Annotated in this window: 24 protein-coding genes; 14 read left to right on the top strand and 10 right to left on the bottom strand. The window is 62.0% G+C overall.

Annotated elements, in window-relative coordinates:
- The 3 genes from V7M64_RS18575 to V7M64_RS18585 form a co-directional block, all read right to left on the bottom strand.
- Nucleotides 1–616, bottom strand: a 616-nt coding sequence (locus tag V7M64_RS18575; protein ID WP_333681207.1) for a pseudouridine synthase, incomplete at its 3' end; no start/stop codon positions are given.
- Nucleotides 613–1,596, bottom strand: coding sequence for an SMC-Scp complex subunit ScpB (gene scpB / locus V7M64_RS18580; RefSeq protein WP_333681208.1), 984 nt, complete (start codon nucleotides 1,594–1,596; stop codon nucleotides 613–615). The genes scpB and V7M64_RS18575, both read right to left, overlap by 4 nt.
- A 51-nt stretch (nucleotides 1,597–1,647) precedes the next feature.
- Nucleotides 1,648–2,508 (bottom strand): ScpA family protein, encoded by an 861-nt coding sequence (locus tag V7M64_RS18585; protein ID WP_333681210.1) that lies wholly within the window; start codon nucleotides 2,506–2,508, stop codon nucleotides 1,648–1,650.
- A gap of 850 nt (nucleotides 2,509–3,358) precedes the next feature.
- Here V7M64_RS18585 and V7M64_RS18590 point away from each other — a divergent pair.
- Complete coding sequence (locus tag V7M64_RS18590; RefSeq protein ID WP_333681212.1) at nucleotides 3,359–3,730, top strand: PilZ domain-containing protein; 372 nt, start codon at nucleotides 3,359–3,361, stop codon at nucleotides 3,728–3,730.
- A 49-nt stretch (nucleotides 3,731–3,779) separates the two neighbouring features.
- On the opposite strand, the gene V7M64_RS18595 is transcribed toward V7M64_RS18590, so the two are convergent.
- Nucleotides 3,780–5,471, bottom strand: coding sequence for a long-chain-fatty-acid--CoA ligase (locus V7M64_RS18595; protein ID WP_333681213.1), 1,692 nt, complete (start codon nucleotides 5,469–5,471; stop codon nucleotides 3,780–3,782).
- 163 nt (nucleotides 5,472–5,634) lie between these two features.
- On the opposite strand from V7M64_RS18595, the gene V7M64_RS18600 reads away from it, so the two are divergent.
- Complete coding sequence (locus V7M64_RS18600) at nucleotides 5,635–6,069, top strand: hypothetical protein (RefSeq protein WP_333681214.1); 435 nt, start codon at nucleotides 5,635–5,637, stop codon at nucleotides 6,067–6,069.
- A 77-nt stretch (nucleotides 6,070–6,146) separates the two neighbouring features.
- On the opposite strand, the gene acnA is transcribed toward V7M64_RS18600, so the two are convergent.
- Nucleotides 6,147–8,897 (bottom strand): aconitate hydratase AcnA, encoded by a 2,751-nt coding sequence (acnA, locus tag V7M64_RS18605; protein WP_333681215.1) that lies wholly within the window; start codon nucleotides 8,895–8,897, stop codon nucleotides 6,147–6,149.
- A gap of 301 nt (nucleotides 8,898–9,198) precedes the next feature.
- Between acnA and acnB the strand changes: the two genes are divergently transcribed.
- Together acnB and V7M64_RS18615 are read left to right on the top strand one after the other, a co-directional pair.
- Nucleotides 9,199–11,790, top strand: coding sequence for a bifunctional aconitate hydratase 2/2-methylisocitrate dehydratase (acnB, locus tag V7M64_RS18610; RefSeq protein ID WP_333681216.1), 2,592 nt, complete (start codon nucleotides 9,199–9,201; stop codon nucleotides 11,788–11,790).
- Between the two features lie 84 nt (nucleotides 11,791–11,874).
- Nucleotides 11,875–12,774 carry a LysR family transcriptional regulator gene (locus V7M64_RS18615; protein WP_333681217.1) on the top strand — a complete coding sequence of 300 codons (900 nt, stop codon included), beginning with the start codon at nucleotides 11,875–11,877 and terminating at the stop codon, nucleotides 12,772–12,774.
- 50 nt (nucleotides 12,775–12,824) lie between these two features.
- Here the strand turns inward: V7M64_RS18615 and hflD are convergent, their stop codons facing one another.
- From hflD to V7M64_RS18630, 3 genes are read right to left on the bottom strand one after another with little or no spacing between them, the layout of a single operon-like run.
- Nucleotides 12,825–13,439: a high frequency lysogenization protein HflD gene (gene hflD / locus V7M64_RS18620; protein WP_333681236.1), complete on the bottom strand. Its 615-nt coding sequence runs from the start codon at nucleotides 13,437–13,439 to the stop codon at nucleotides 12,825–12,827.
- Between the two features lie 10 nt (nucleotides 13,440–13,449).
- Nucleotides 13,450–14,577, bottom strand: coding sequence for a tRNA 2-thiouridine(34) synthase MnmA (mnmA, locus tag V7M64_RS18625; RefSeq protein WP_333681218.1), 1,128 nt, complete (start codon nucleotides 14,575–14,577; stop codon nucleotides 13,450–13,452).
- Nucleotides 14,574–15,065, bottom strand: coding sequence for an NUDIX hydrolase (locus V7M64_RS18630; RefSeq protein ID WP_333681220.1), 492 nt, complete (start codon nucleotides 15,063–15,065; stop codon nucleotides 14,574–14,576). The genes mnmA and V7M64_RS18630 overlap by 4 nt, the downstream gene beginning before the upstream one ends.
- A 136-nt stretch (nucleotides 15,066–15,201) precedes the next feature.
- Between V7M64_RS18630 and clpS the strand changes: the two genes are divergently transcribed.
- Together clpS and clpA are read left to right on the top strand one after the other, a co-directional pair.
- Nucleotides 15,202–15,528 (top strand): ATP-dependent Clp protease adapter ClpS, encoded by a 327-nt coding sequence (clpS, locus tag V7M64_RS18635; protein WP_188796280.1) that lies wholly within the window; start codon nucleotides 15,202–15,204, stop codon nucleotides 15,526–15,528.
- A gap of 122 nt (nucleotides 15,529–15,650) precedes the next feature.
- Nucleotides 15,651–17,921 (top strand): ATP-dependent Clp protease ATP-binding subunit ClpA, encoded by a 2,271-nt coding sequence (gene clpA / locus V7M64_RS18640; protein WP_333681221.1) that lies wholly within the window; start codon nucleotides 15,651–15,653, stop codon nucleotides 17,919–17,921.
- A 69-nt stretch (nucleotides 17,922–17,990) separates the two neighbouring features.
- On the opposite strand, the gene infA is transcribed toward clpA, so the two are convergent.
- Together infA and V7M64_RS18650 are read right to left on the bottom strand one after the other, a co-directional pair.
- Nucleotides 17,991–18,209: a translation initiation factor IF-1 gene (gene infA / locus V7M64_RS18645; protein WP_126686694.1), complete on the bottom strand. Its 219-nt coding sequence runs from the start codon at nucleotides 18,207–18,209 to the stop codon at nucleotides 17,991–17,993.
- 111 nt (nucleotides 18,210–18,320) lie between these two features.
- Complete coding sequence (locus V7M64_RS18650; protein ID WP_333681222.1) at nucleotides 18,321–18,599, bottom strand: polyhydroxyalkanoic acid system family protein; 279 nt, start codon at nucleotides 18,597–18,599, stop codon at nucleotides 18,321–18,323.
- Between the two features lie 98 nt (nucleotides 18,600–18,697).
- Here V7M64_RS18650 and V7M64_RS18655 point away from each other — a divergent pair, with 98 nt between their 5' ends.
- The 8 genes from V7M64_RS18655 to pgsA are packed head-to-tail and all read left to right on the top strand — an operon-like array spanning nucleotide 18,698 to nucleotide 26,840.
- Entirely contained in the window at nucleotides 18,698–19,471 is a 774-nt protein-coding gene (locus V7M64_RS18655) for an FHA domain-containing protein (RefSeq protein WP_333681224.1), read from the top strand.
- Nucleotides 19,472–19,528: 57 nt separating this feature from the next.
- Nucleotides 19,529–20,614 (top strand): 3-phosphoserine/phosphohydroxythreonine transaminase, encoded by a 1,086-nt coding sequence (gene serC, locus V7M64_RS18660; protein ID WP_333681225.1) that lies wholly within the window; start codon nucleotides 19,529–19,531, stop codon nucleotides 20,612–20,614.
- A 48-nt stretch (nucleotides 20,615–20,662) separates the two neighbouring features.
- On the top strand, nucleotides 20,663–21,751 hold the full coding sequence (gene pheA / locus V7M64_RS18665; protein ID WP_333681226.1) for a prephenate dehydratase: 1,089 nt from the start codon (nucleotides 20,663–20,665) through the stop codon (nucleotides 21,749–21,751).
- On the top strand, nucleotides 21,748–23,055 hold the full coding sequence (aroA, locus tag V7M64_RS18670) for a 3-phosphoshikimate 1-carboxyvinyltransferase (protein ID WP_333681228.1): 1,308 nt from the start codon (nucleotides 21,748–21,750) through the stop codon (nucleotides 23,053–23,055). The genes pheA and aroA overlap by 4 nt, the downstream gene beginning before the upstream one ends.
- Before the next feature lie 20 nt (nucleotides 23,056–23,075).
- The gene (kdsB, locus tag V7M64_RS18675; protein ID WP_333681229.1) at nucleotides 23,076–23,837 is read left to right on the top strand and encodes a 3-deoxy-manno-octulosonate cytidylyltransferase; all 762 of its coding nucleotides are present in this window, start codon (nucleotides 23,076–23,078) and stop codon (nucleotides 23,835–23,837) included.
- The gene (locus V7M64_RS18680; RefSeq protein ID WP_333681231.1) at nucleotides 23,819–24,301 is read left to right on the top strand and encodes a low molecular weight protein-tyrosine-phosphatase; all 483 of its coding nucleotides are present in this window, start codon (nucleotides 23,819–23,821) and stop codon (nucleotides 24,299–24,301) included. The genes kdsB and V7M64_RS18680 overlap by 19 nt, the downstream gene beginning before the upstream one ends.
- 50 nt (nucleotides 24,302–24,351) lie before the next feature.
- Nucleotides 24,352–26,178: an excinuclease ABC subunit UvrC gene (gene uvrC, locus V7M64_RS18685; protein WP_333681233.1), complete on the top strand. Its 1,827-nt coding sequence runs from the start codon at nucleotides 24,352–24,354 to the stop codon at nucleotides 26,176–26,178.
- A gap of 44 nt (nucleotides 26,179–26,222) precedes the next feature.
- Nucleotides 26,223–26,840 carry a CDP-diacylglycerol--glycerol-3-phosphate 3-phosphatidyltransferase gene (pgsA, locus tag V7M64_RS18690; RefSeq protein ID WP_333681234.1) on the top strand — a complete coding sequence of 206 codons (618 nt, stop codon included), beginning with the start codon at nucleotides 26,223–26,225 and terminating at the stop codon, nucleotides 26,838–26,840.
- The last annotated feature ends 85 nt before the right edge of the window (nucleotides 26,841–26,925 follow it).

A 26,925-nucleotide genomic window follows, 5' to 3' on the forward strand; every position in this document is an offset into this window, starting at 1 on the left:
CGCGGAACCAGCTATGGCTGCCGCCGCGGCTGATGACGGCGATTTCGTCGAAGCGGGCAGGGCCGTCTTCCAGTTCAACGCCGGCTTTGAGTTTTTCGACGATTTCATCCGGCACTTCACCGTGTACGCGGCACAGATATTCGCGTTCCATGCCGCTGCGCGGATGCATCAACGCGTTGGCGAGCTCGCCATCGGTGGTGAGCAGCAGCAGGCCGGTGGTGTTGATGTCCAGGCGACCCACGGCGACCCAGCGCGCGCCTTTCAGCCGCGGCAACTGTTCGAAGACGGTGGGGCGGCCCTCAGGATCTTCGCGCGTGGTCACCACGCCTTCGGGCTTGTGGTAGACCAGCACTTCGGCATCGTCGCGGCTGTCGGTGGCAACGACGAACTGCTTGCCATCGATCACCACGCGATCGCCGGCGCGTACGCTGGCGCCGATGCTGGCCGGGCTGCCGTTGACGTCGACTTCTCCTGCCTGGATGCGTTGCTCCAGCATGCGGCGTGAGCCGAGTCCGGCGTTGGCGAGCACTTTATGCAGGCGCTCTTCGATCTGGGGGGTGTTTTCAGGCGGCGTGGCGCGCTTGAGGCTCAATACGGATTTTTGCGGCGCATTCATGCGCGGTACTCCTCGGTGTCTTGCTCGACGGTGCCTTCGGGGGCATCCGCGGGATTCGCTGCCTCATCGGCAGTGGAAGGATGGGTTTCGTTTTCGTCGACGGTGTTCGCTTGGTCAGCGGGTTCGTCGATAGGGGATGGAGCGTGTGCTGTTTCTTCTTGGTGGCGCGAAGGGGCGGGATGTGCCGGCGCTTCGTCCAAAGGTGCTTCGTCGATAGGCGTCTGGTTGGCCTCTTCGGCTTCGACGTGTTCTGCGTGTGACTGGTTTTCTTCGGGGTGCACTTCTTCGGTACGCGCTGCGTCGGCGTGTTGTTCGCCGAGCTGTTCTGCTTCGGCTTGTGCTCCGTTGGCGAGCGTTTCACCTTCGGCTTCTTCCGCATCCGGATCGATCGGCAGGTGCACCGTTCTGGGTATCGGTGGCGCAGATTCATTGTCCAGCCGCATCTGCGGATCTTCCATATCGCGGATTTCGGACAGCGGCGGCAATTCGTCCAGCGATTTGAGATTGAAATAATCAAGGAAGGCGCGCGTGGTGCCGTAAAGCGCGGGCTTGCCGGGTACGTCGCGATGGCCGACGACGCGCACCCATTCGCGTTCTTCCAAGGTCTTGACGATGTTGGAGGAAACCACTACGCCGCGGATCTGTTCGATTTCCGGTCGGGTAATGGGCTGCCGGTACGCAATCAACGCCAGGGTTTCCAGCAGGGCGCGCGAGTAGCGGCTGGGTTTTTCCGTCCACATGCGCGACACCCAGGGGTGCACGTCCTGCCGGATCTGATAGCGGAAGCCGGAAGCGACTTCCTTCAGCTCCACGCCGCGGGCTTGGCAATCTTCGGCCAGTTGCTCAAGCGCCATCGCGATCTGCGCGCGGTCGACCTCGTCTTCCTCGACGAACAGCTCGCCCAGCTGCGCGATGGTCAGCGGTTGGCTGGCGGCCAGCAGGGCGGCTTCGATAATCGGTTTGAGTTGCTCGATCTGCATAGCCTTAGGATCAGGTATCCATAGCAGTTGCGATGTTTGTGGTGGGGACTGTTACTCGCCGCCCGAAGCGGCATCCGGTTGCTCGAAGACGTCGTCGCCGCCGACGTCTTCCTCCTCGACAACGGCTGCTTCGCCAGCCGCAGAGGTGTTGGCCTTGACGTAGATCGGCGCCAACGGTTCTTCCTGCACGATGCTGACCAGGAACTCCTTGGCCAGCTCCAGCATGGCCAGGAAGGTGACCACCACGCCCAGCCGTCCTTCGCTCACGTCGAACAGCGTTTCGAAGCGGTGGAACTGATCGCCCTCCAGGCGGCTGAGCAACTCGCCCATGCGCTGGCGCACACTCAGCGCCTCGCGTTTGATCGCATGATGCCCGAACAACTCGGCCCGGCGCAGCACGTCCTTGAGCGCCAGCAACATCTCCTTCAGGTCCAGCGGCGGCGGCAGCTTGATCACGTTGCGCTCGCCCGTATCGGCCTGCGCCAGCACCGTGTCCCGCTCCAGTCGGGGCAGGGCGTCGATATCTTCGGCAGCCCTCTTGAAACGCTCGTACTCCTGCAGGCGGCGCACCAGTTCGGCGCGCGGATCCTCTTCCAGACCCTCTTCCATGGGCGGGCGCGGCAGTAGCAGACGCGATTTGATCTCGGCCAGGATCGCTGCCATCAGCAGGTATTCCGCGGCCAGTTCCAAGCGCATCACATCGCGCATCATCTCGATGTATTCCATGTATTGCCGGGTGATCTCGGCGATCGGAATATCGAGAATGTCCAGGTTCTGCCGGCGGATCAGGTACAGCAGGAGATCCAGCGGCCCTTCGAACGCCTCCAGGATGACTTCCAGCGCATCCGGAGGGATGTACAGGTCCTGCGGCATTTGCAGAATGGGTTCGCCACGCACGATGGCCAGCGGCATTTCCTGCTGCTGCGGAACCCCTGCAAACGCATCTTGCGTTGCTTGTATAGGCTGAGACTCGGTTGGCTCAGTGCTCATCAATGCATGTCATTGGCCCGCCCGATGGGGCCGGCATTCGTTCTGTGGACGACTCAAAACTCTCTTCCCACACGGAAACCCAAGAGTTCATGCCTGGAATGCCCGTGGCTGCTTGAGGCCATTCCGATAAAGCCAATATCTGCGCGATGCCCAGCCGAGCGTGCGGTTTCCCGCGGTTGCTGGCCCTGATGAACCCCACAGTAGTGGTTCGTGTCAGGCTGGCGGTGTCCGGATGCCGGTCGGTAACGGATTGCTTGCGTTACTGGTACGACCGAGCAGGAACCGGTGTGACGCCGCTGGCGTCGCCCGCGATTCGTAAAAGGTCGGCTGAGTACATCAGGTGGAGGTCATTCCAGCCGGGGCTCCCGGCGATCGTCCCTGCATGGCCCCACTCGCGGCTGACAGAGTAACGGCACGGATGCGGCATGTCCAGCGAGGGTTTTCAGCTGCGGTAACGGCTTGTCAAAGCGTGTTTGACGGATGCCGCTATAAAAAAGTGCAGGCGGGAACTGACTGCACAGCTGGGGCAGCATGTGACCTTGAGTGTCGAGGGCAGGTCACGGACGAGCGCCGTCGCAGCTTTGTTCAGTGATGAAACGCAGTTGTAGCAGTGGCATGTAGCTTGCTTCATCATACGCGCACATCCGGGGGACATCAGCAAGGTGGCGCTGATGCCGACGAGCCGTGAATGCCGCCTGGAGGCGGTTCGCAGTGGCGAAGGTCGGGCTCAGTACGCCGCGTCGGCGGCGTAAGCTGTAGGGAGATGAAAAAGATGACGACAAAAGATGGGCACGCCATGGACGGTTCCGACCGGGAACATCTGCGCCCGGCGCGCATGCGCATCAAGACCACGGTATTGATGAGCCATGGCGATGAGTCCCATCCGACCGACCTGATCGATATTTCGGCAACGGGTGCCTTGTTGCGCCGCCCGCCGGAATGGAACGGCCAACCTGGCGAGAGCTGGGTGCTCGACATGATTTTTGGTGGCGACCTGCACATCCACCTTGAAGCGAAGGTCGCACGCGTATCGGAGCGGCACATCGGCCTGGCGTATACGCGCATCCCGGAGGACAAGCAGGTGCCGTTATGGAATCTGCTTGGTGGGTATGCCGACATCCTGGAGATGTGGCACGACGAATAGGGATGCGCGGGCTGGGATGGTGCGCTGGGATTTCATCCCCGCGCAGGGGCTATCCGCCGGCAACAGCCGGCTGCTTCTTCTCATCGCGCAATTCACGACGCAGGATTTTGCCCACATTGCTTTTGGGCAGCGCATCGCGGAATTCGATAGTCTTCGGGCGCTTGTAGCCGGTGAAGTTCTCGCGGCAGAACTGCTTGAGCTGGTCGGCCGTGAGGTTTGGATCCTTGCGTACCACGAACAGCTTGACCGCTTCGCCGGAATGCTCATCCGGCACGCCGATGGCGGCGACTTCAGCCACCCCAGGATGCTTCATCACCGTATCCTCGATCTCGTTCGGATACACGTTGAAGCCGGAGACCAGGATCATGTCCTTCTTGCGGTCGACGATATAGACGTAGCCGTTCTCATCCATGCGGGCTATATCGCCGGTGTGCAGCCAGCCGTCGGGGCCAAGCACCTTGGCGGTTTCGTCGGGACGTTTCCAGTAGCCCTTCATCACTTGTGGGCCGTGCACCATCAGCTCGCCCACTTCGCCGATCGGCAACGGCTGGTTGTCTTCGGACCAGATTGCCACGTCAGTAGAGGAAATGGGCAAGCCGATCGAGCCGTTGTATTCCTTCAGATCAAGCGGGTTGATGCAGGCCGCCGGCGAGGTTTCGGTCAGCCCATATGCCTCGGCCAGCGTGCAGCCGGTCACTTTCTTCCAGCGCTCGGCCACCGCGCGTTGCACGGCCATGCCGCCGCCTAGGCTCAGGTGCAGGTTCGAGAAATCCACACTCTCGAAACCGGGCGTGTTGAGCAAGCCGTTGAAGAGCGTGTTCACGCCGGTGATCACCGAGAAGCGCGAGTTTTTGAGTTCCTTGACGAAGGCCGGCATGTCCCGTGGATTGGTGATCAGGATGTTCAAGCCGCCTAGACGCATGAACACCAGCCCGTTAGCAGTCAACGAAAAGATGTGATACAGCGGCAACGCGGTGATGACGATCTCGCGTTCTTCCTTGAGGTTCGCGCCGATCCAGGCGCCGGCCTGCAACATGTTCGCCACCATGTTGCCATGGGTGAGCATGGCGCCTTTGGCCACGCCGGTAGTACCGCCGGTGTATTGCAGGAAAGCGATGTCGTCGTGGGTGATGGTGGGCTTGGGCGCAGCATGATTCGCGCCGGCAGCCAAGGCATCCTTGAAACGCACCGCATGCGGCAAGGAGTAGGGCGGCACCATCTTCTTGACGTGCTTGAGCACGAAGTTGATCACCGAACCCTTGAGGCCAAGCAGATCGCCCAAGCCGGTAGTCACGATGTGCTTGACCTGGGTTTCGGCAACGATCTGCTGCAAGGTCGCGGCGAAGTTGTCCAGCACCACGATGGCGACGGCGCCCGAATCTTCCAGCTGATGCTTGAGTTCGCGCGCGGTGTACATCGGGTTGGTATTGACCACCACCATGCCGGCGCGCAGCGCGCCGAACAACGCGATCGGATATTGCAGAACGTTAGGCAGCATGATGGCGACGCGGTCGCCCTGGGCGAGTTTCAATTCCCCGGTGAGGTAGGCAGCAAATTGCCGGCTCAGCGTATCGATGGCACCGTAGCTCAGGCGTTTGCCGAAACTGGAGAAAGCATCGCGCTCGCGGAAGCGTTCAAAAGCCTCTTCCAGCACGCCGACTACCGATGCGTACTTGTCGATATCGATCGCTGCGGGTACGCCATCCGGATAGTGACTCAGCCACGGACGCTGATTGCTCATGTTCGATCCCAAGTTCCCTGATTGATGCCATTGGTGATGGGTGATGCAGTGATGGTGGTGCGCATCAGGCATCATGATGGCGAGGCATTGGAGCATACGCTGGCGTATAGCGGCAAGCCGCGTCGCAGCGAGGTCTGCTTGGGGAGGCCACGGGGTGCTGAGCATGAAATACCTGTACCGATTTTCATTTATCGCCCTGCTGATCCCGATGGTGATCGGATGTCATCGCGCACCGGATGAAGTGCTGATTCGGCAGGCCATCGACAAGGCAGCTCAGGCGGCCGAGCAGGTCGACGCGTCGGCGGCGGTCGAGCCGCTGACGGCTGATTTCGATGGCAATCGCGGCACGATGACACGGCAGGATATCGGCAGCCTGCTTCGCGCCGCGAAGTTTCGTGGTGAGACATTGCATGCCATGCTGGGGGCGGTGGCTGTCCAGGCGCGCGGCGAGCGATACGTGGCGAGCTTTACCATCACGCTGACCAGCGGCGGGAAATTGTTTCCATCGCAACTGGGCGTCTACAAGGTGGAAACCGCGTGGCGCAAAGAAGGTCATGCTTGGCGGTGCTATAGCGCGACTTGGACGCAGCAGTTGTAGTAGGGCATAACCCCCGACATCGCCATCCTGACGGGCATGGCGATGTCGGGGTTCGCGTTCGCTCACCAAACCTACGATCAGGCGGCTTTCTTGCTGGCCAGTTGCCGCAACACGTACTGCAGGATGCCGCCATGCTTGAAGAACTCGCGTTCCTTCGGCGTCAGCAGCAGCACCTTCACCTTAAAGGTCTTTTCACCCTTGTCGCTCTTCGCCACGACCTTGGCTTCTTTCGCTTCGCCGTCGGTAAGGCCGGTGATCTCGAAGGTCTCCTTGCCGGTCAAACCGAGCGACTTTGCGTTTTCGCCGTCTTTGAACTGCAGCGGCAATACGCCCATGCCAACCAGGTTGGAACGATGAATGCGCTCGAAGCTTTCCGCGATCACGGCTTTCACGCCCAGCAGCAGCGTGCCCTTGGCCGCCCAATCGCGTGAGGAGCCGGTGCCGTATTCCTTGCCGGCAATCACGATCAACGGGGTCTTGTCCGCCTTGTACTTCATCGCCGCGTCGTAGATGGACAGCTGCTCGCCACTCGGCACATGCAACGTATAGCCGCCTTCCACGCCATCCAGCATCAGGTTTCTGATGCGGATGTTGGCGAAGGTGCCGCGCACCATCACATCATCATTTCCGCGGCGCGAACCATAGGAGTTGAAGTCTTTCGGCTCCACCCCTTTGGAAATCAGGAAGCGTCCGGCGGGGCTGTCTTTCTTGATCGAGCCCGCGGGCGAGATGTGGTCGGTGGTGATGGAATCGCCGAACAGGCCGAGCACACGCGCGCCATGGATGTCTTCGAGCTTGCCCGTCTCCATCGTCATGCCTTCGAAGTAGGGCGGGTTCTTGATATAGGTGGAGTCGGCCCACTGGTACACCGCGCCTTCCGGCGATGGAATGCTGTTCCAGCGGCTGTCACCCTTGAACACGTCGGCATAGTTCTTCTTGAACATCTCCGGGCTTACGGCGCCGGCGATCACGTCGGAAATTTCCTTGTTGCTCGGCCAGATGTCCTTCAAGTACACCGGCTTGCCATCGCTGCCTTTGCCGAGCGGATCGGTGGCGAGGTTGACATCCAGCGAGCCGGCCAGTGCGTAAGCGACCACGAGCGGCGGCGAGGCCAGATAGTTCATTTTCACTTCCGGATGCACGCGGCCTTCGAAGTTGCGGTTACCGGACAATACCGAAGCCACGGCAAGATCACCTTCGCCGATGCCCTTGCTGATTTCCTGCGGCAGCGGACCGGAATTGCCGATGCAAGTAGTACAGCCGTAGCCGACCAGATAGAAGCCGACTTTCTCCAACTCTTTCAGCAAGCCGGTTTTTTCCAGGTAATCAGTTACCACCAGCGAACCGGGAGCGAGCGACGTCTTGACCCATGGCTTGGCCTTCAATCCTTTCTCGGCAGCTTTCTTGGCAAGCAGGCCTGCGCCGAGCATCACCGCCGGATTGGATGTATTGGTGCAGGAAGTGATGGCGGCAATCACCACCGCGCCATCGTGCAACTGAAAGTCCTGGCCATTCATCGAGACGTGCGGGCCTTGCGCCAATGCACTGGCGTCATGGCCCACCGCAGTACCGCCACCTTCGCCGGCAAGACGCGCTTCGGCACGTGCTTCGCTTCCGTTCTTGCGATTGACAGTGAGTGCGGCGAGGCTGTCGTGATAGCTCTTCTTGACGTCTTCGAGCAGCACGCGATCCTGCGGACGCTTGGGACCGGCCAGTGACGGTTTTACATCGGCAAGATTGAGTTCCAGCGTGGCCGAGAACTGCGCGTGCGGCGTGTTTTCGTCATGCCACAGGCCTTGCGCTTGTGCATAGGCCTTGACCAAGGCGATCTGGTCATCGCTACGACCCGATAGATGCAAGTAGTTGAGCGCTTCCTGATCGACCGGGAAGATGCCGCACGTCGCGCCGTATTCCGGCGCCATGTTGCCGATGGTGGCGCGATCGGCCAGCGGCAGATGCTTCAGGCCGTCGCCGAAGAATTCCACGAACTTGCCCACGACACCGAGTTTGCGCAGCATCTGCGTGACGGTGAGCACCAGGTCGGTGGCGGTCACGCCTTCGGATAGCTTGCCGGAAAGCTTGAAGCCGACCACTTGCGGAATCAGCATGGATGACGGTTGCCCCAGCATCGCCGCTTCCGCTTCGATGCCACCCACGCCCCAGCCCAGTACGCCCAGGCCGTTGACCATGGTGGTGTGCGAGTCGGTGCCGAACACGGTATCGGGATATGCCCAGTCCGCGCCGTCCTTCTTGCCGGTGAACACCACGCGTGCCAGATGCTCCAGGTTCACCTGATGCACGATGCCGGTACGCGGCGGCACCACTTTGAAATTGTTGAAGGCCTTCTGTCCCCAGCGCAGGAACGCGTAGCGCTCGTGGTTGCGCTCGAATTCGATCTCGACATTCTTTTCCACCGCGGAAGGCGAACCGAACACGTCGACCTGCACCGAGTGGTCGATCACCAGTTCGGCCGGGGCGAGCGGATTGATCTGGTTCGCATCGCCGCCCAGCTTCACCACCGCATCGCGCATCGCAGCCAGGTCGACCACGCAGGGTACGCCGGTGAAGTCCTGCAGCACGACGCGCGCGGGCATGAAGGCGATTTCCGTATCCGGCTCCGCCTTGGGATCCCACTTGGCGACCGCCTCGATTTCCTTCTTGGTGACGTTGAGGCCGTCCTCATGGCGCAACAGGTTTTCCAGCAGGATCTTCATCGAATAGGGCAGGTGCTTCAGGTCGAAGCGCTGGCCGAGCTTGGCGAGACTGGCGATCTGATAGGTGCTGCCGTTGACCTTGAGGGTATCGCGGGTGGCGAATGAGTCCAGCATGGGGAGAGCTCCTGTTGCTTGAAGACTTGAAGACGTACGCGGCGTAAAGCGGGAATGCTAAAGCAGCGGGCGTTAGGGGAATTGCAAGAAGGGTCGCGTTCCGGGTTGGGGATGGCGACGAAGTTTGAGCCGATTTCCCGGCCATGCAAGTTGCGGACGCATTGCACGATTTCGAACGCAGGCGGAAACAGCTTGTCGTTGCTGCGGTTTGGGGGCGGCTGGCAAAATATGCGGCTTCGCAGCTCCCTTTCCGGATGAGGGCTGCTCACGGCAAACGCCATCCCCCGAAGGACCCGATCGCATGCTCAACGCCTATCGCCAACATGTTGCCGAGCGCGCCGCGCTGGGCATTCCCCCGCTGCCGCTGTCGGCCCAGCAGACCGCCGACCTGATCGAACTGCTGAAGAACCCGCCCGCGGGCGAAGCGTCCTTCCTGGTCGACCTGATCGCCAACCGCGTGCCGGCGGGCGTGGACGATGCGGCCAAGGTCAAGGCTTCCTACCTTGCCGCCGTGGCGTTCGGCACCGAGAAGTCCCCGCTGATCACGCGCGAGAAGGCAACGGAACTGCTGGGCACCATGCTCGGCGGCTACAACATCCATCCGCTGATCGAGTTGCTGGATGACGCGCAAGTCGGCGGCATCGCCGCCAATGCGCTGAAGAAGACGCTGCTGATGTTCGATGCCTTCCACGACGTCAAGGAGAAGGCCGACAAGGGCAATGCGAACGCGAAGGGCGTGCTGCAAAGCTGGGCCGATGCAGAGTGGTTCACCAGCCGTCCGGCCGTGCCGGAAAGCCTCACTATCACCGTGTTCAAGGTGCCGGGCGAGACCAACACCGACGACCTGTCGCCCGCGCCGGATGCCACCACGCGCCCGGATATTCCGCTGCACGGCCTGGCCATGCTGAAGAACAAGCGCGATGGCGCACCGTTCCAGCCGGAAGAAGACGGCAAGCGCGGCCCGATCCAGCTCATTCAAGATCTCAAGCAGAAGGGCCACCTGGTTGCCTATGTGGGCGACGTGGTCGGTACCGGTTCCAGCCGCAAGTCCGCTACCAACTCCGTGTTGTGGTGGACGGGCGAGGATATCCCCTTCATTCCGAACAAGCGCTTCGGCGGCGTGTGCCTGGGCAGCAAGATTGCCCCGATCTTCTACAACACGATGGAAGACGCCGGCGCGCTGCCGATCGAGCTGGACGTTTCCGGCATGGAGATGGGCGACGTGGTCGAGCTGCGCCCGTATGACGGCAAGGCGCTGAAGAACGGCCAGGTGATCGCCGAGTTCCAGGTGAAGTCCGACGTGCTGTTCGACGAAGTACGCGCCGGTGGCCGCATTCCGCTGATCATCGGCCGTGGCCTGACTGCCAAGGCGCGCGACGCGCTGGGCTTGCCGCCGTCGAACCAGTTCCGCCTGCCGCAGAATCCGGCCGATACCGGCAAGGGCTACACGCTGGCGCAGAAAATGGTCGGCCGCGCCTGCGGCCTGCCGGAAGGCACGGGTGTGCGCCCGGGCACCTATTGCGAGCCGAAGATGACTTCGGTGGGTTCGCAGGACACCACCGGTCCGATGACGCGCGACGAACTGAAGGATCTGGCCTGCCTCGGTTTCTCGGCTGATTTGGTGATGCAGTCTTTCTGCCACACCGCGGCTTATCCCAAGCCGGTCGACGTCAAGACGCACCATGATCTGCCGGCCTTCATTTCCACTCGTGGCGGCATCAGCCTGCGGCCGGGCGACGGCGTGATCCACTCCTGGCTCAACCGCATGCTACTGCCCGACACGGTCGGCACCGGCGGCGACAGCCACACGCGTTTCCCGATCGGCATTTCGTTCCCGGCCGGTTCCGGCCTGGTTGCATTCGCCGCGGCAACCGGCGTGATGCCGCTGGACATGCCCGAATCCGTGCTGGTGCGCTTCAAGGGCGAGCTGCAGCCGGGCGTGACGCTGCGCGACCTGGTCAATGCGATTCCGCTCTACGGCATCAAGCAGGGCCTGCTCACCGTCGCCAAGCAGGGCAAGAAGAACATCTTCTCCGGCCGCATTCTGGAAATCGAAGGCCTGCCGAATCTGAAGGTGGAGCAGGCGTTCGAGCTGTCCGATGCATCCGCAGAACGTTCCGCTGCCGGTTGCACGGTGAAGCTCAACAAGGAGCCGATCATCGAATACTTGAACAGCAACATCACGTTGCTCAAGTACATGATCGCGCAGGGCTACCAGGATGCCCGCAGCCTGCAGCGCCGCATCAAGGCGATGGAGGCATGGCTGGCCGATCCGCAGTTGCTCGATGCCGACAAGGATGCCGAATACGCGGCCGTGATCGAGATCGACCTCAACGATATCCACGAGCCGATCGTGGCGTGCCCGAACGATCCGGACGACGTCAAGACGCTGTCCGACGTGGCTGGTGCGAAGATCGACGAGGTGTTCATCGGTTCGTGCATGACCAACATCGGCCACTTCCGTGCTGCATCGAAGCTGCTGGAAGGCAAGCGCGATATCCCCACGCGCCTGTGGGTGGCTCCGCCGACCAAGATGGATCAGAAGCAGCTTACCGAGGAAGGCCACTACGGCGTGCTCGGCACGGCTGGCGCGCGCATGGAAATGCCCGGCTGCTCGCTGTGCATGGGCAATCAGGCGCAGGCACGCGAAGGTGCCACGGTGTTCTCCACTTCCACGCGCAATTTCCCGAACCGTCTGGGCAAGAACACCAACGTGTACCTGGGTTCGGCGGAGCTTGCCGCGATCTGCTCGCGTTTGGGCCGCATCCCGACGCGCGAGGAGTACCTGGCCGATATCGGCGTGATCAATGCCAATGGCGAGAAGATCTATCGCTACATGAACTTCGATCAGATCGCCGATTTCAAGGAAGTGGCCGATACCGTCGACGCATAAGCATGCTTGGAGCATGACAAGAAGCCCAGCCAAGTGCCGGGCTTCGTCGTTTATGCTTGGCTGAAACGCATTCGAGGCGAAGGGATGATTTCCAGCCACTTATCTGCCGTGTCATTGCGGGACCTGATCCTGGTGCAGGCGGTGCGCCGCCATGGCAGCTTCAATAGCGCCGCGCGCGCGATGCATATCAGTGCGTCCGGCCTCTCGCACCAGGTGCAGAAAGTGGAGCAGGCGCTTGGTGCGCCGTTGTTCGAGCGCGGTGGACGACGCGTGGTGCCGACGGCAGGTGGACAACGCCTGCTGGAGCAGATTGATGCGGTGCTGCTTGCGGCCGAGCATTTGCAGCAGGCCGCGCGTGCCGGCGAAACCGCCTTTGGCGGCGAACTGCGCCTGGGCGTCCTGGCCACGCTCGGGCCGTATCTGCTGCCGCATCTGATCGAACCGTTTCCGCAGCATTTTCCCGGCGCACGACTGAGTTTGTCGGAAGGCAAGCCGCGCGGCTTGCTGCGCCGCCTACACGAAGGCGAACTCGATGCAGTGCTGGCGCCACCCGCATCGTCGTTGAGCGGCATCGTGATGTGTCCGCTGTTCTTTGAACCTTGGGAAGTACTGTTGCGCGCCGATCATCCCTTGGCCGGCAAACGCACCGTTTCCATGGAGCAACTGGATGCCAGCCAGGCGATCCTGATGGCGGAAAGCCATGCCGATGGCGAGGGTTATGTGCAGGATGTGAGCCTGGAAAGCCTGGCGGCGCTGGTGACGCTGCGCGGCGGGCATGCATTGGTGCCTGCGCTGGCGCACGATCGGCTGGCGTCGATGCCGGATATCGCGCTGGCGAAGATCAAAGGCGAGGCGCCTGGAAGGGAGATTGCGCTGTATTGGCGCGAAGCCTCGCCGTGGCACAGCGATTTGCGAGCCTTTGCAGAACTGCTGCGTAAGCTGGCGAAGCAGCGTCCAGGCTTGCGTTTGATCGACGCCGGATAAACCGTGGAAATTCGTTACCGTCCCGACGATAGCCGGGTTTTTATCTCAGCCTACAAGGTCGTGCCGGTGAGGAGGCCGCGCGCCAACATCGTGCATTGCCGCCGATGCAACAACATCTGCCACTGCCGCCCGCCAATCTGCCGCCACAGCACGGCGGAACGCACCGCTGCCAGCAAGCTCGCACGCACCCGCTCCACCAGCACAGGCTGCTGCAACCATTGCGGATTGCCGGTCACCATCACGCGCGGCCTGAGCGTGGATAACGTGCTGGCGTACAACTCGGCCAGGCGGCTGAATACCTGCGGTGAATTCAAACCGAAGTGATCCACCTGCCGCTTGGTGGAGACAATGCCCTGTTGCAGGTGCTCAAGCAGGTCCTTGCGGTGAGCAAGGCTGCGCTCCAGGCGCATGAGGGTGACAACCATGCGCGTGATGGCCATATCGCGGCCGTTTTCGTCCAACTGGGCGATCAGCGTGCGCAGCCCCAGGCGTATGCCCGAGACGTTGCCGTACACGCCGACCACCGATGGAGCATCGATGCGGAACACGCTGGCCAGGCTGGCATCGAGGGCCAGGTCGTCGCAACGGCCTTCGTTGGCCAGCTGATGCGCCAGGGCGGAGGCCTGGAACAGTCCGGCCAGGGCCAGCACACGTTCCTCATTGATGGCAAAAACGTCAAACACGCTGCGCTATTCCCTCTGCAGTTTCTTGAATCAGGCCGCCGTAGGCAGCGTCAGTGGCGGCGATCACCGCGCCGCCCAGGCATTCGTCGCCGGCGTAGAACACGACCGACTGGCCGGGCGTCACGGCGCGCTGCGGTTCGTCGAACCGCACCTCCAGCCGGTCATTGTGTACTGACACCATGCAAACCTGATCGTGCTGTCGGTAACGGGTCTTGGCGGTGCAGCGGAATTCCTGGGCTGGCGGTGCGCCGGCCACCCAGTTGGCTGTTTCGGCGGTGAGCCGGCGGGACTGAAGCCACTCGTTCTCGCCGCCCTGCGCTACGTAAAGCACATTCCGGGCTACGTCCTTGCCTACCACGTACCAGGGTTCGCCGCCGGCATTTTGACGCCCGCCGATGCCGAGTCCGTTGCGCTGGCCGAGGGTGTAATACATCACGCCCTGATGTTCGCCGATCAAGCCACCTTCCGGACTGCGCATCTCGCCGGGGCGGGCAGGGATGTATTGCGTCAGAAACTGACGGAAATCGCGCTCTCCGATAAAGCAGATACCGGTAGAGTCCTTCTTCGCGTGCGTCGGCAGTGCGGCGACGCGCGCCATCTCACGCACCTGCGATTTTTCAATCTCGCCCACCGGGAACAGGGTGGCGGCCAATTGATCCTGCCCGAGGGCGTGCAGAAAGTAGGTCTGGTCCTTGCCGGCATCGACCGCGCGCAGCAGACGATAGCGGCCGGCCAGGCAATCCACGCGCGCGTAATGGCCGGTTGCGATCTTTTCCGCGCCCAGGGCGCGCGCTTCGTCCAGGAAGGTCTTGAACTTGATTTCGCGGTTGCAGAGCACGTCGGGATTGGGCGTGCGACCGGCGCGGTATTCGGCCAGGAAGTGCTCGAACACGCCATCCCAGTACTCGGCGGCGAAATTACGCGCATGGAAGGGGATGCCCAGCCGGCCGCAGACAGCCACGGCGTCCTTGCGGTCCGCATCGGCGGCGCAGGGGCCGTTGCGGTCGTCTTCTTCCCAGTTCTGCATGAACAGGCCTTCCACCGCATAGCCGGCCTGTTGCAGCAGCAATGCAGCCACGGAGGAATCCACGCCGCCGGAAATGCCCAGCATGACTTTCATGGCGCTGCGCCGTCCGGCATCAGGCTGGCCACAATCGACAACGGCAGCCGCTGCCCGGCCAGCCAATCGTCAATGCTCATCAACACCATGGGGCTGCGCAGGCGCTCGCCCAGGGCGGCAATTTCTGCACGCGTCAGCCAAAGCGCACGGCGGACACCCGCGTCGAGCGGTTGCTGGGGATCATGCGTTAATGGTCTGGCGGCAAAGGTGAAGCGCACGATCACGTCGCCGTGCTCCTTGCTGCGCCACTGGTGCACGCCCACCAAATGCGTCAAGGCCACGGTCCAGCCGGTTTCTTCACGCGTTTCGCGCACGGCTGCCTGCTGCAGGCTCTCCAGGTCGTCCAGATGCCCGGCCGGCTGGTTATAGGCGGTGCAGCCGTTGACCTCTTCTTCCACCATGAGATAGCGGTTGCCGTCGGCGACGATGCAGGCGACGGTCACATGCGGACGCCATACGTCATGGCTGGAGTTGCCGGATATTGTCATCGGGGAGTCAAAAAAAGAGGAAAGGAGGCACTGGAAATAGCGTTATTGTGCCATTACCTCAAGCGCACCCGCCGGGTAGCAAAATCACCCCGAGGCGTATACTGCCCACGAACAGGTCCGAATCCCCTTTTAAAACATGGCGAACGAATCCGAACACGAGCACGGCAGTGGCCATGGCCTCACCGTCGAAGTATCGAAACCAGAGGTGGCGCGTCCGCCCTTGTTTCAGGTTTTGCTGCTGAATGATGACTTCACGCCGATGGACTTCGTGGTTGAAGTACTGCGGATGTTCTTTGGTATGGACCAGGAGAAAGCTGTCCAGATCATGTTGCACGTACACACTCGCGGCAAGGGCGTGTGCGGGGTGTTCACGCGCGAGGTGGCAGAAACCAAGGTCACTCAGGTGAACGAGTATTCACGTGCCAACCAGCATCCTCTGTTATGCACGATGGAAAAGGTTTGAGGAACCGTTCAAATTTTTGTCAAGGCGGTTGGTGTGAGGAGATATTGATCAGGCCCTTTTGGCCCCCATCTTGCATCCATCGCGGTGAAGCCGCCCCAACATTAGCAGTGGAGTAGGTCCGGATGTTCAGCAAGGATCTCGAAGTCACCATCGGCCAGTGCTACAAGCAGGCCCGCGAGCAACGCCACGAGTTCATGACCGTGGAACACCTGCTGCTCGCCCTCACTGAAAACCAGTCAGCGCTGGGCGCCTTGCGCGCCTGCGGTGCGGACCTCCCGCGACTGACCCATGAGCTGGAAAAGATCATCGCCGAGACCGTGCCGGTGCTGCCGCACGGTGACGAGCGCGATACGCAGCCCACGCTGGGATTCCAGCGCGTACTGCAGCGTGCGGTGTACCACGTGCAGTCTTCCGGTCGTAAGGAAGTCACCGGCGCCAACGTGCTGGTCGCGATCTTCGGCGAAAAGGACTCGCACGCGGTGTACTTCCTGCACCAGCAGGAAATCACGCGCCTGGACGTGGTCAACTACATCTCGCACGGCATCGCCAAGATCGGCGACGAGCCCTCCAGCGGCATTTCCGGCAGCGAACGCGATGCCGAGGAAGGCGGCGAGGGCAAGGGCAATCCGCTCAGCGAGTACGCCACCAACCTCAACGAGCTGGCGCTGGAAGGCAAGATCGATCCGCTGATCGGCCGCCAGGACGAAATCGAACGCACCATCCAGGTGCTGTGCCGCCGCCGCAAAAACAATCCGCTTTATGTCGGCGAGGCCGGCGTGGGCAAGACCGCCCTGGCCGAAGGCCTGGCCAAGCGCATCGTCGACGGCGAAGTACCGGAAGTACTGGAAAACGCCACCATCTGGGCATTGGACCTGGGTGCGCTGGTGGCCGGCACCAAGTACCGCGGCGATTTCGAGAAGCGCCTGAAAGCCGTCATCAGCCAGTTGAAGAAACAGCCGGGCGCGGTGCTCTTCATCGATGAGATTCACACCATCATCGGTGCAGGTTCCGCCTCGGGCGGCACCATGGACGCCAGCAACCTGATCAAGCCCATGCTGGCATCGGGCGAGTTGCGTTGCATTGGCTCTACCACATTCCAGGAATTCCGCGGCATCTTCGAAAAGGACCGTGCGCTCGCGCGCCGCTTCCAGAAGATCGACGTGGTCGAACCGAGCGTGGCCGAGAGCCTGGAAATCCTCAAGGGTCTGAAGACCCGCTTCGAGGAACACCACAACGTGTCCTACACGCCCGAGGCGCTCAAGGCCGCGGTGGATCTGTCTGTGAAGCACATTCCCGACCGCCTGCTGCCCGACAAGGCTATCGACGTGATCGATGAAGCCGGCGCACGCCAGCGCTTGCTGCCGGTCGAACAGCGTACCGGCAAGGTGGACGTGCCCGAGGTCGAATACATCGTCGCCAAGATGGCGCGCATCCCGGCCAAGCAGGTGTCGGCGTCCGACCGCGATGTACTGAAGAACCTGGAACGCAACCTCAAGATGGTGGTGTTCGGCCAGGATCCGGCGATCGAAGCGCTGGCAGCGTCCATCAAGATGGCGCGTTCCGGCCTGGCCGACCCGACTAAGCCGATCGGCTGCTTCCTGCTTGCCGGCCCCACCGGCGTGGGCAAGACGGAAGTGACCAAGCAGCTTGCCATGCAGCTCGGCATCGAGATGATCCGCTTCGACATGTCCGAGTACATGGAAGCGCACTCTGTATCGCGCCTGGTTGGCGCGCCTCCGGGCTACGTCGGTTTCGACCAGGGCGGCCTGCTTACAGAAGCCGTCACCAAGCATCCGCACGCGGTGTTGCTGCTGGACGAGATCGAGAAGGCGCATCCGGATGTGTTCAACATCCTGTTGCAGGTAATGGACCGCGGCGTGCTGACCGACACCAACGGCCGCGAGGCGAACTTCAAGAACGTGATCGTGGTGATGACCACCAATGCCGGCGCCCAGCAGGCTTCGCGCCGCAGCATCGGTTTCGTCAAGCAGAACCACACGATGGACGCCATGGAAGTGATTCGCCGCACCTTTACGCCGGAATTCCGCAATCGCCTGGATGCGATCATCCAGTTCAACCCGCTGGATTTCGAGCACATCCTGCGCGTGGTCGACAAGTTCCTGATCGAACTGGAATCGCAGCTCAGCGAGAAGCACGTATCGCTGGACGTGGATGCCGATGCCCGCCGCTGGTTGGCCGAGCATGGCTTCGATCCGCAGATGGGCGCCCGCCCGATGGCGCGTGTGATCCAGGAAAAGATCAAGCGTATGCTGGCCGACGAGCTGCTGTTCGGCAAGCTGGCCGAAGGTGGCAAGGTGAGCCTGAGCGTGAAGGACGGCGAGCTGGCGGTAAGCACCGAAACCGCCGAACCAGTACCGGCAACGGTCTCCTGAGGAGTTCGTTGCCACAACAAAAAGCCGCGCCTTTGCAAGCGCGGCTTTTTTATGGGAATACCGTGACGTTTACTTCATGCGGTAGGTAATGCGGCCCTTGGTAAGGTCGTAAGGCGTCATTTCCACCTTGACCTTGTCGCCGGTGAGGATGCGAATGTAATGCTTGCGCATACGGCCGGAGATATGGGCAATCACGACGTGGCCGTTTTCAAGCTTTACTCGAAACATGGTATTGGGCAGGGTCTCGATGACCGTACCATCCATTTCAATGACGTCGTCTTTGGCCATGCGTTCCGGGAGATGTGCGCGGGCCACCATGGCCGCGTAAGCCATCCATTATGCCACGTAACGGGAACGGATCAAAGAAAATGGCTCCAGCCCGATGACATGGACCGGCCCTCAGCTGAAATACTCGTCCAGCTTGCGCCGGATTTCCTGCTCGATCATGCCCTTGAGCGGCGACAGCAGCATGCCGAGCTCCGCGCTCACGTGGATTTCATCGGCGGCAATCGCGATCTTGCCGCTGATGCCTGAGCGCTGGAAGGTGAGCAGGCTATCGTTCTGCCATTGCGTAGTGACCTGGAACTTCTCCCGCATGCGTGCGGCCACGTGATCGATCACGGCGTGGGCTTCGGTGCCTGACAGGCGGTGTGGGCGGCGGATATCGATGGTGGGCATGATGGTGCTCAAACAGATGAACTGCGCATCATAAACGCAAATACTGTCGATATTTTCTACGCATCTGCTAGAGTCCCGCCGTCACTTTGCAGGCTCTTATGCGTATCGAGTTTCCCAACTCCACCAGGGCTGATTTCAGCTGGAATCAGGCGCTGTTGCGCATCGGCAGCGATCCAGGCAATGACTTGGTGCTGGCTGCCGGCCAAGCCGCCGCTCATCACCTGCGCATCAGTTTGGACAAGCGGGGCTGGGTGCTCGACGTCTTGCCCGATGCCACCCGCATTTACGTCAATGCGCGTCCGGTACGCGAGCGCGCCATTCTTCGCGCAGGCGACATCTTGAGCGTGGGCGATTGCCGCATGCTGCTTTGCGCGGATGAAGCTCCCGTTGCACGCGTCTCACCCGACATGCCCGAGCAGGAACGCTGCACGGTCGCATTGCGCGCTGTTGCCGGCCCGCTTTCTGGCCAGGTGCTACCCCTGGCAGAGCACCTGGAACTAGGGCCACAAGGACGTGTCCCGCTTGATCTGCCGCAAGGCGAAGCCGCTACCTTGATGATTTTCTGGCGTGATGGCCAGTTGCGCATGGAAAGCAGCCAGCCGGTCGATGGACGCTATCCGGCACGAGTAAACGGCGCCGCCGTGCAGCAGACCGTATTGCTGCCCGGCGATCAGATCGGCATCGGCATGCATCGCTTCCTGATCGATGCACCCGGCCTGGAACCCGAACCGGAAATCGTGCTGCCGCCGGAACCTGCCGAACCCTTGCCGGAGGATATTGCTGGCCCGCGCGGGGAAGTCTGGTGGCTGATCGCCACCGCGGCCGTGCTGGCCTTAGGAATCGCGCTCCTATTGTTGTTACACGCACATTGACGTTTGGTTGCTGCGTCGCGGCATAATGCGGCGATCCCTCAAGATAGGAACCGGTGCGTGAGCAGGGTTTGGAATTTCAGCGCAGGTCCGGCGGCGTTGCCGTTGCCGGTGCTCGAACGTGCACAGCGCGAGCTGCTGGATTGGAACGGCAGCGGCGCCTCGGTGATGGAGCAATCCCATCGCGGCAAGCGCTTCATTGCCATGGCCCACCAAGTGGAAGCGAATCTGCGCGAGTTGATGGGCATCCCCGACAACTACGCGGTGCTGTTCGAGCAGGGCGGGGCCACCCAGCACTTCGCACAGATTCCCATGAACCTCGCGCGCGAAGGCGACAGCGCTGACTACGTCATAACCGGCCACTGGAGCGAGAAAGCCGCCAATGAAGGCGCGCCGTACGTGCGCGTCAACGTGGCCGCCACCAGCAAAGCCGACAACTTCCTGCGCATGCCGGGACGCGAGACGTGGCAGCTCGATCCCTCGGCCGCCTACGTGCACATCGCTACCAACGAGACCATTCACGGCGTGCAGTTCAAGCAGGTGCCCGAGGTAGGCGATGTGCCGCTGGTGGCCGATATGTCGTCGGACATTCTTTCCGGTCCTGTCGACGTCAGCCGCTATGGACTGATCTATGCGGGCGCGCAGAAAAACATCGGCCCGTCCGGCCTGGTGCTGATCATCATCCGCCGCGATCTGCTCGATCGTCCCATGCGCCCGACGGCGAAGATTTTCCGCTACGCCGAACACGCGGCCAACGATTCGATGCTCAATACCCCCAATACCTGGGGCTGGTACTTGGCTGGGCTGACCTTTGAATGGTTGAAGGACAACGGCGGTCTCGCCGCGATGGCCGAATGCAATCGCCAGAAATCCGAACTGCTTTACGCCACCATCGACGGTTCCGGCGGTTACTACCGCAATCCCATCGATCCTGCGGTGCGCTCGCGCATGAATGTCCCGTTTACCTTGCATGACAGCGCGCTCGACGCTGCCTTCCTGCAGGCATCGGAAGCGGCTGGATTGATGGCGCTGAAGGGCCACAAGGCGCTGGGCGGCATGCGGGCATCGCTGTACAACGCGGTGCCGCTGGAGGCCGTCCAAGCGCTGGTGGATTTCATGCACGACTTCGCGCACCGGCACGGCTGATACACTGCAAGGCCCGAACGGCCATATTTACGTCTGGACATCCATCGCATGAACGAACCCAAGCTATCGCTGGTGCAGGTGCGGGACCGCATCGACAGCATCGACCGGCAGATCCAGGAGCTGATCTCCGAGCGTGCCAACTGGGCCCGGGAAGTGGCCAAGGTGAAGGGCGAGGGGCTTTCGGCAATCGACTATTACCGTCCCGAACGCGAGGCGCACGTGCTGCGCATGGTGGTGGATCGCAACCACGGCCCGCTGTCTGATGCCGAGATGGTGCGGCTGTTCCGCGAAATCATGTCCTCCTGCCTGGCGCAGGAGGATCCGCTCAAGGTCGGCTATCTTGGCCCGGAAGGCACGTTCAGCGAACAGGCCGTGCGCAAGCATTTTGGTCATGCCGCGTACGGATTGCCGCTCGGCAGCATTGAGGAAGTGTTCCAGGAAGTCGCCGCCGGCCATGCGGATTTCGGTGTCGTGCCGGTAGAAAATTCTGGGCAGGGCATGATCCAGGTGACGCTGGACATGTTTCTCACTTCCGAAGCGCGCATCTGCGGCGAAGTGGAGTTGCGCGTGCATCAATGCCTGCTGTCGCAGCGCGATTCGCTGGAAGGCATCAAACAGGTCTACGGCCATGCGCAGTCCCTGCAGCAATGCAAGACCTGGTTGCGCGTCAATCTGCCGAATGCGGAATCCATTGCCGTGCAAAGCAACGCCGAAGGCGCACGCCTGGCACGTCACGCCGATGATGCCGCTGCCATCGCCGGTGCCATTGCCGCAAAAGTCTACGGTTTGAAAATCGTGGCCCAGGCGATCGAGGACCGCGCCGACAACACCACTCGCTTCCTGGTGATCGGCCGTTCGCTGTTCCCCTCGTCGGGCAACGACCGCACTTCGCTTTTGATTACCGTCAACGACAAGCCGGGCGCGCTCTACGAGATCCTGAGTCCGTTCGCCAAACATGGGGTCAGCTTGAACCGCATCGAATCGCGCCCGGCGCACACCGGGAAATGGCAATACGCCTTCTTTATCGACGTTTCCGGCCATATCGACGATGCGCCATTGCAGGCAGCCCTGAAAGACATGGGCCCACACGCAGCGCAGGTACGTGTCCTCGGCGCCTACCCGGTGGCATTGCCATGAGCGGTACGCAACGCCTGGATTGGGTGAGTCGGCCGGCAAAGGCATTGCATGGCGACGTGGTCGTGCCGGGTGATAAATCGGTCTCGCATCGCTCGATGATGCTGTCGGCCATTGCTGAAGGCACCTCGCATATCCGTGGTTTCCTGGAAGGCGAAGACACACGCGCAACGGCTGCCGTATTGGCGCAACTAGGTGTACGGGTCGAAGCGCCATCGTCCGGCGAGCGCATCGTGCATGGCGTTGGCTTGCATGGTTTGCGTGCATCGAGCAAGCCGCTCGACTGCGGAAACGCCGGCACCGGCATGCGCCTGCTGGCCGGTTTGCTGGCAGGGCAGGCGTTCGACAGCACGTTGATCGGTGATGAATCGCTTTCCAAGCGTCCCATGCGTCGTGTCACCGAGCCGCTGGCAAAGATGGGCGCACAGATCGATACACCGGATGGTTTGCCACCGTTGCACGTGCGCGGCGGTCGCAAGCTGCATGGCATCCGCTACGAGCTGCCGGTGGCCAGCGCACAGGTGAAGTCCGCGCTGCTATTGGCGGGCTTGTATGCCGAAGGCGGCACGGAAGTGGTCGAGCCGCATCCCACGCGCGATTACACCGAACGCATGCTGCAGGCCTTCGGCTGGCCGATCGAGTTCTCGCCCGGCCATGCCAGGCTTGAAGGCGGCCATCGCTTGCAGGCCACGGATGTGGTGGTGCCGGCCGACTTTTCCTCCGCGGCATTTTTCCTCGTGGCAGCCAGCATTTTGCCGGGCTCCGTGTTGCGCTTGCCCGCGGTGGGGCTGAATCCGCGTCGCACCGGCTTGCTCGAAGCTTTGCGCCTGATGGGTGCGGATATCCGCATCGAAAACCAGGGGGAAAGTGGTGGCGAAGCGGTCGGCGATCTGGTTGTGCGCCATGCGCCCTTGCACGGCATCGAACTGCCGGAGGCGCTGGTGCCGGACATGATCGATGAATTCCCCGCGTTGTTCGTCGCCGCCGCCGTCGCGCAAGGACGTACCGTAGTGCGCGGCGCGGCGGAGCTTCGCGTAAAAGAGTCGGATCGCATCGCCACCATGGCCGCTGGTTTGCGTGCGCTGGGTGTGCGCATCGAGGAAACGCCGGATGGCGCAATCATCGATGGTGGCACCATCGGTGGCGGTGCCGTCGACAGCCATGGCGACCATCGCATTGCGATGAGCTTTGCGGTGGCGGGACTGGTGGCGCGTGATGCGATCACGATTGGCGATTGCGCGAATGTCGCCACCTCGTTCCCAGGGTTTCTGGAATTGGCGAATGATTGCGGATTTGCGCTGGGCTAACCCAAACCTACGAGCCGCAGATGCCTAACTTCGTCGTCGCCATCCCCGCCCGCTACGGCTCTACCCGCTTGCCGGGTAAACCCCTGCGCGCGATTGCCGGCGTGCCAATGGTCGTGCGCGTGGCGCAACGCGCACAGCAGGCTGGCGCCGCGCAAGTCGTGGTGGCCACGGATGACGAGCGCATCGCCAATGCTCTTGCAACACAAGGCGTGGACGTCTGCATGACCCGCGCCGATCACGCTTCAGGCAGCGATCGCCTGGCCGAATGCGCTGCCCACTACGGCTGGTCGTCCGACACTATCGTGGTCAACCTGCAAGGCGATGAACCATTCGCACCCGCGGCGGGCATTCGCGAAGTGGCCCTTGCGCTCGCCGAAGACACCGCGCCCATGGCGACGCTTGCCACGCCGATTACCGATGCGCACGAGCTGTTCGATCCCAACGTGGTGAAGCTGGTGCGTTCATCCAGCGGCCACGCGCTTTATTTCAGCCGCGCACCGCTGCCATGGGCCCGTGATGCCTTCGCGGCCCATCCCAACACCTTGCCGGACGGCCTGCCGTTCCTGCGCCACATCGGCATCTACGCTTATCGCGCAGGCTTCCTGCAGCAATACACCGGCCTGGCACGTACGCCGCTGGAACAGGCCGAATCACTGGAACAGCTGCGCGTGCTGGAACATGGCTACGCCATTGCCGTCCGCATGACACCCGAGCCGTTCCCGCCAGGCATCGATACGGAAGCTGATTTGCAGCGGGCTGAGGCATGGGCAAGCAGCTTGTGACAGTGGGTAGTATTTTGTTTGTATGCCTCGGCAACATCTGCCGTTCACCCCTCGCCGAAGCCGTGGCCCGCAAGCACCTCGCCGAAACAGGTCTCGACATCGATGTGGCGTCCTGCGGCACTGGCGCCTGGCATGTGGGTGAACAGGCCGATCCGCGCATGCGCGCCGCAGCGGCGAAAGCGGGTTACGAACTCGAACTGCATCGCGCGCGCCAGCTGCGCGCCGACGATATCGAGCATTATCACCTTGTGCTGGCCATGGACAGCCATAACCTGCGGGACATGCGGCGCATATTCGGTGGGAAAAGGGGCACGCGGCTAGCTTTGTTTCTGGATTGGGCGGGCGCCGCACCACCACGGGATTTTCCCGATCCTTATAACGAGGAACTTACTGCCTTCACGCAATCGGTAGCGTTGGCGGAGCGGGGTGTTCGGGGCCTGATCCAGCGCCTTGGCGAAGGCTAGGCCAAGGTCCCACGGCTTGAAAATGCAGCAAACGGGCTAAAATCCTCCCCATGCAGCCCGCACCCTCCCAGGCCTTCGACGGCAAGGCCTTCGTCAGCACACTCACCACCTCTCCCGGCGTCTATCGTTACTTCGACGAGGAAGGCGAACTGCTGTATGTCGGCAAGGCCAGCAGCCTCAAGAAGCGTGTCGGCAGCTATTTCCTGAAGCCGCGCATGGAGCCGCGCATCGCGGCGATGGTGGCGCAGATCGCCCGTTGCGAAATCACCGTCACCCGCACGGAAGCGGAGGCCCTGCTGCTGGAATCCCAGCTGATCAAGGCGTTGAAGCCGCGTTACAACATCCTGCTGCGCGACGACAAAAGCTATCCATATATCTATCTTTCCGGCGGCGAGGATTACCCGCGCCTCGCATTCCATCGTGGCGCGCGCAACCAGCCGGGGCGCTACTTCGGCCCGTTCCCCAGCGCCTTCGCCGTGCGTGAAAGCCTCAACCTGATGCAAAAGCTGTTCAAGGTGCGCCAGTGCGAGGACAGCTATTTCCGCAATCGTTCGCGACCCTGCCTGCAATACCAGATCGGCCGCTGCACCGGCCCTTGCGTGGGCTTGATCAATACCGAGGACTACCGCAGCGACGTACGCCATGCGGAGATGTTCCTCGAAGGCCGCGGCAGTGCGGTGATCGATGAACTGGCCGCCTCGATGGAGCAGGCCAGCATAGCGTTGAACTTCGAGCGCGCCGCCGCCTTGCGCGATCAGATTGCCACCCTGCGCAAACTGCACGCGCAGAACCACGTGCAAGGCGCCACGGCCGACATGGACGTGATCGCCTGCCGCATCGAGGCCGGCATTGCCTGCGTCAGCGTGCTGTTCTTCCGCAATGGCATCAGCCTGGGCACGCGCGATTTCTACCCGCGCCTGCCGCTCGATGCCGAGCCAGCCGACGTGCTGGCGCAGTTCGTCGCGCAGTACTACTTGGATCGCCCGGTGCCGCGCGAGATCATCCTTGGCGAACCGATTGCAGACGAGCAACTGCTTAGCGAGATGCTGGCGCAGCAATGCGGCCATGTGGTGGAGATCAAGACGCGCGTGCGCGGCGATCGCGCGCAATTCCTGCAGATGGCCGAGCGCAATGCACAGGCGTCTCTTACCTCGCGCATTGCCAGTCGCCAGACGCTTGGCGCGCGCTTCGATGATCTGCAAAACGTGCTGGGCCTGGATGAACCGCCCAAGCGCATCGAGTGCTTCGATATCAGCCATACGCGCGGCGAAGCGACGGTCGCCTCATGTGTGGTATTCGGTCCGGAGGGGCCGGAGAAGTCGCACTATCGCCGTTTCAATATCACCGGCATCACGCCGGGTGACGACTATGCCGCCATGCACCAGGCGCTAACTCGCCGGTTCCGCAAAGTAGCGGAAGGCGAGGGCGTTCGGCCAGATGTGCTGTTGATCGACGGCGGCACCGGCCAGGTGGCGCAAGCGCTCGATGTTCTGCGGGAGCTCGGCATCGCCGGCATCGAAATAGTGGGCGTGGCCAAGGGGCCGGGCCGGCGCGCCGGCGAGGAAACGTTGGTTCTGGCCGGCTCCCATCGGGAGATCCACCCCGGCCCGACATCGCCTGCGCTGCACTTGGTAGCTGCGGTGCGCGATGAGTCCCACCGCTTCGCCATCAGTGGGCATCGCAAGCGTCGGGAGAAGGCACGCGAGCGTAGCGTGCTGGAAGACGTGCAAGGTGTCGGTGCCCGCCGCCGCACCGCATTGCTGAAGGCCTTCGGCGGTTTGGCGGGGGTGGAAGCAGCCGGCGTCGAGGAATTGATGCAAGTGAAGGGCATCGACCGCAGCCTGGCGGAGCGCATCTACGACGCACTCCATGCCTGATCACATGTGTTCGTGAGACACTGCCCCCTTATTGGAAGGAGCCCATGCGCATCAATCTACCGACCTGGCTGACGCTGTTCCGTGTAGCGCTGCTGCCGGTGATGGTGCTGGTGTTCTATCTTCCGTTTCACGGCCACAACATTACCGCCGCCATCGTGTTTGCTTTGGCCGGTATCACGGACTGGCTGGACGGTTATCTTGCCCGCCGCCTGAACATGACCTCCAAGTTCGGGGCCTTTCTGGACCCCGTCGCGGACAAGCTGATGGTGGCGGTCACATTGTTCATGCTGGTGGCCTCGCACCGCGGCGACTGGTCAGGCATCGTGATGGCCATTACCTCGGCCATCATCGTGGGGCGCGAGATAAGCATTTCCGCGCTAAGGGAATGGATGGCGGAAATCGGCATGCGCGCCACCGTGCGCGTGGCCTTTATCGGCAAGCTGAAAACCGTGATGCAAATGGTCGCCCTGGTCGTGCTGATTCTGCAGCACGAAAAAGAAGCCGAAGCCCTGCGCCTGTACCACATCGGCGAGGGCTTGCTGGTAGTGGCCGGCGTGCTCACCATCTGGTCGGGCATGCATTATCTGCGTGCCGCCTGGCCGGCCCTGCACGACGATGCGTCCGCCATTCCGACGGCGGCGGAGCAGGATAGAAAAGCTTGACGGTTTCGTTGCAGTCGCTAAAATGCGCGGCTCCGATGCGGGAATAGCTCAGTTGGTAGAGCACGACCTTGCCAAGGTCGGGGTC

It is taken from the genome of Dyella sp. (genome assembly GCF_036746095.1).
In the GTDB taxonomy this organism is placed as follows: Bacteria; Pseudomonadota; Gammaproteobacteria; order Xanthomonadales; family Rhodanobacteraceae; genus Dyella_B.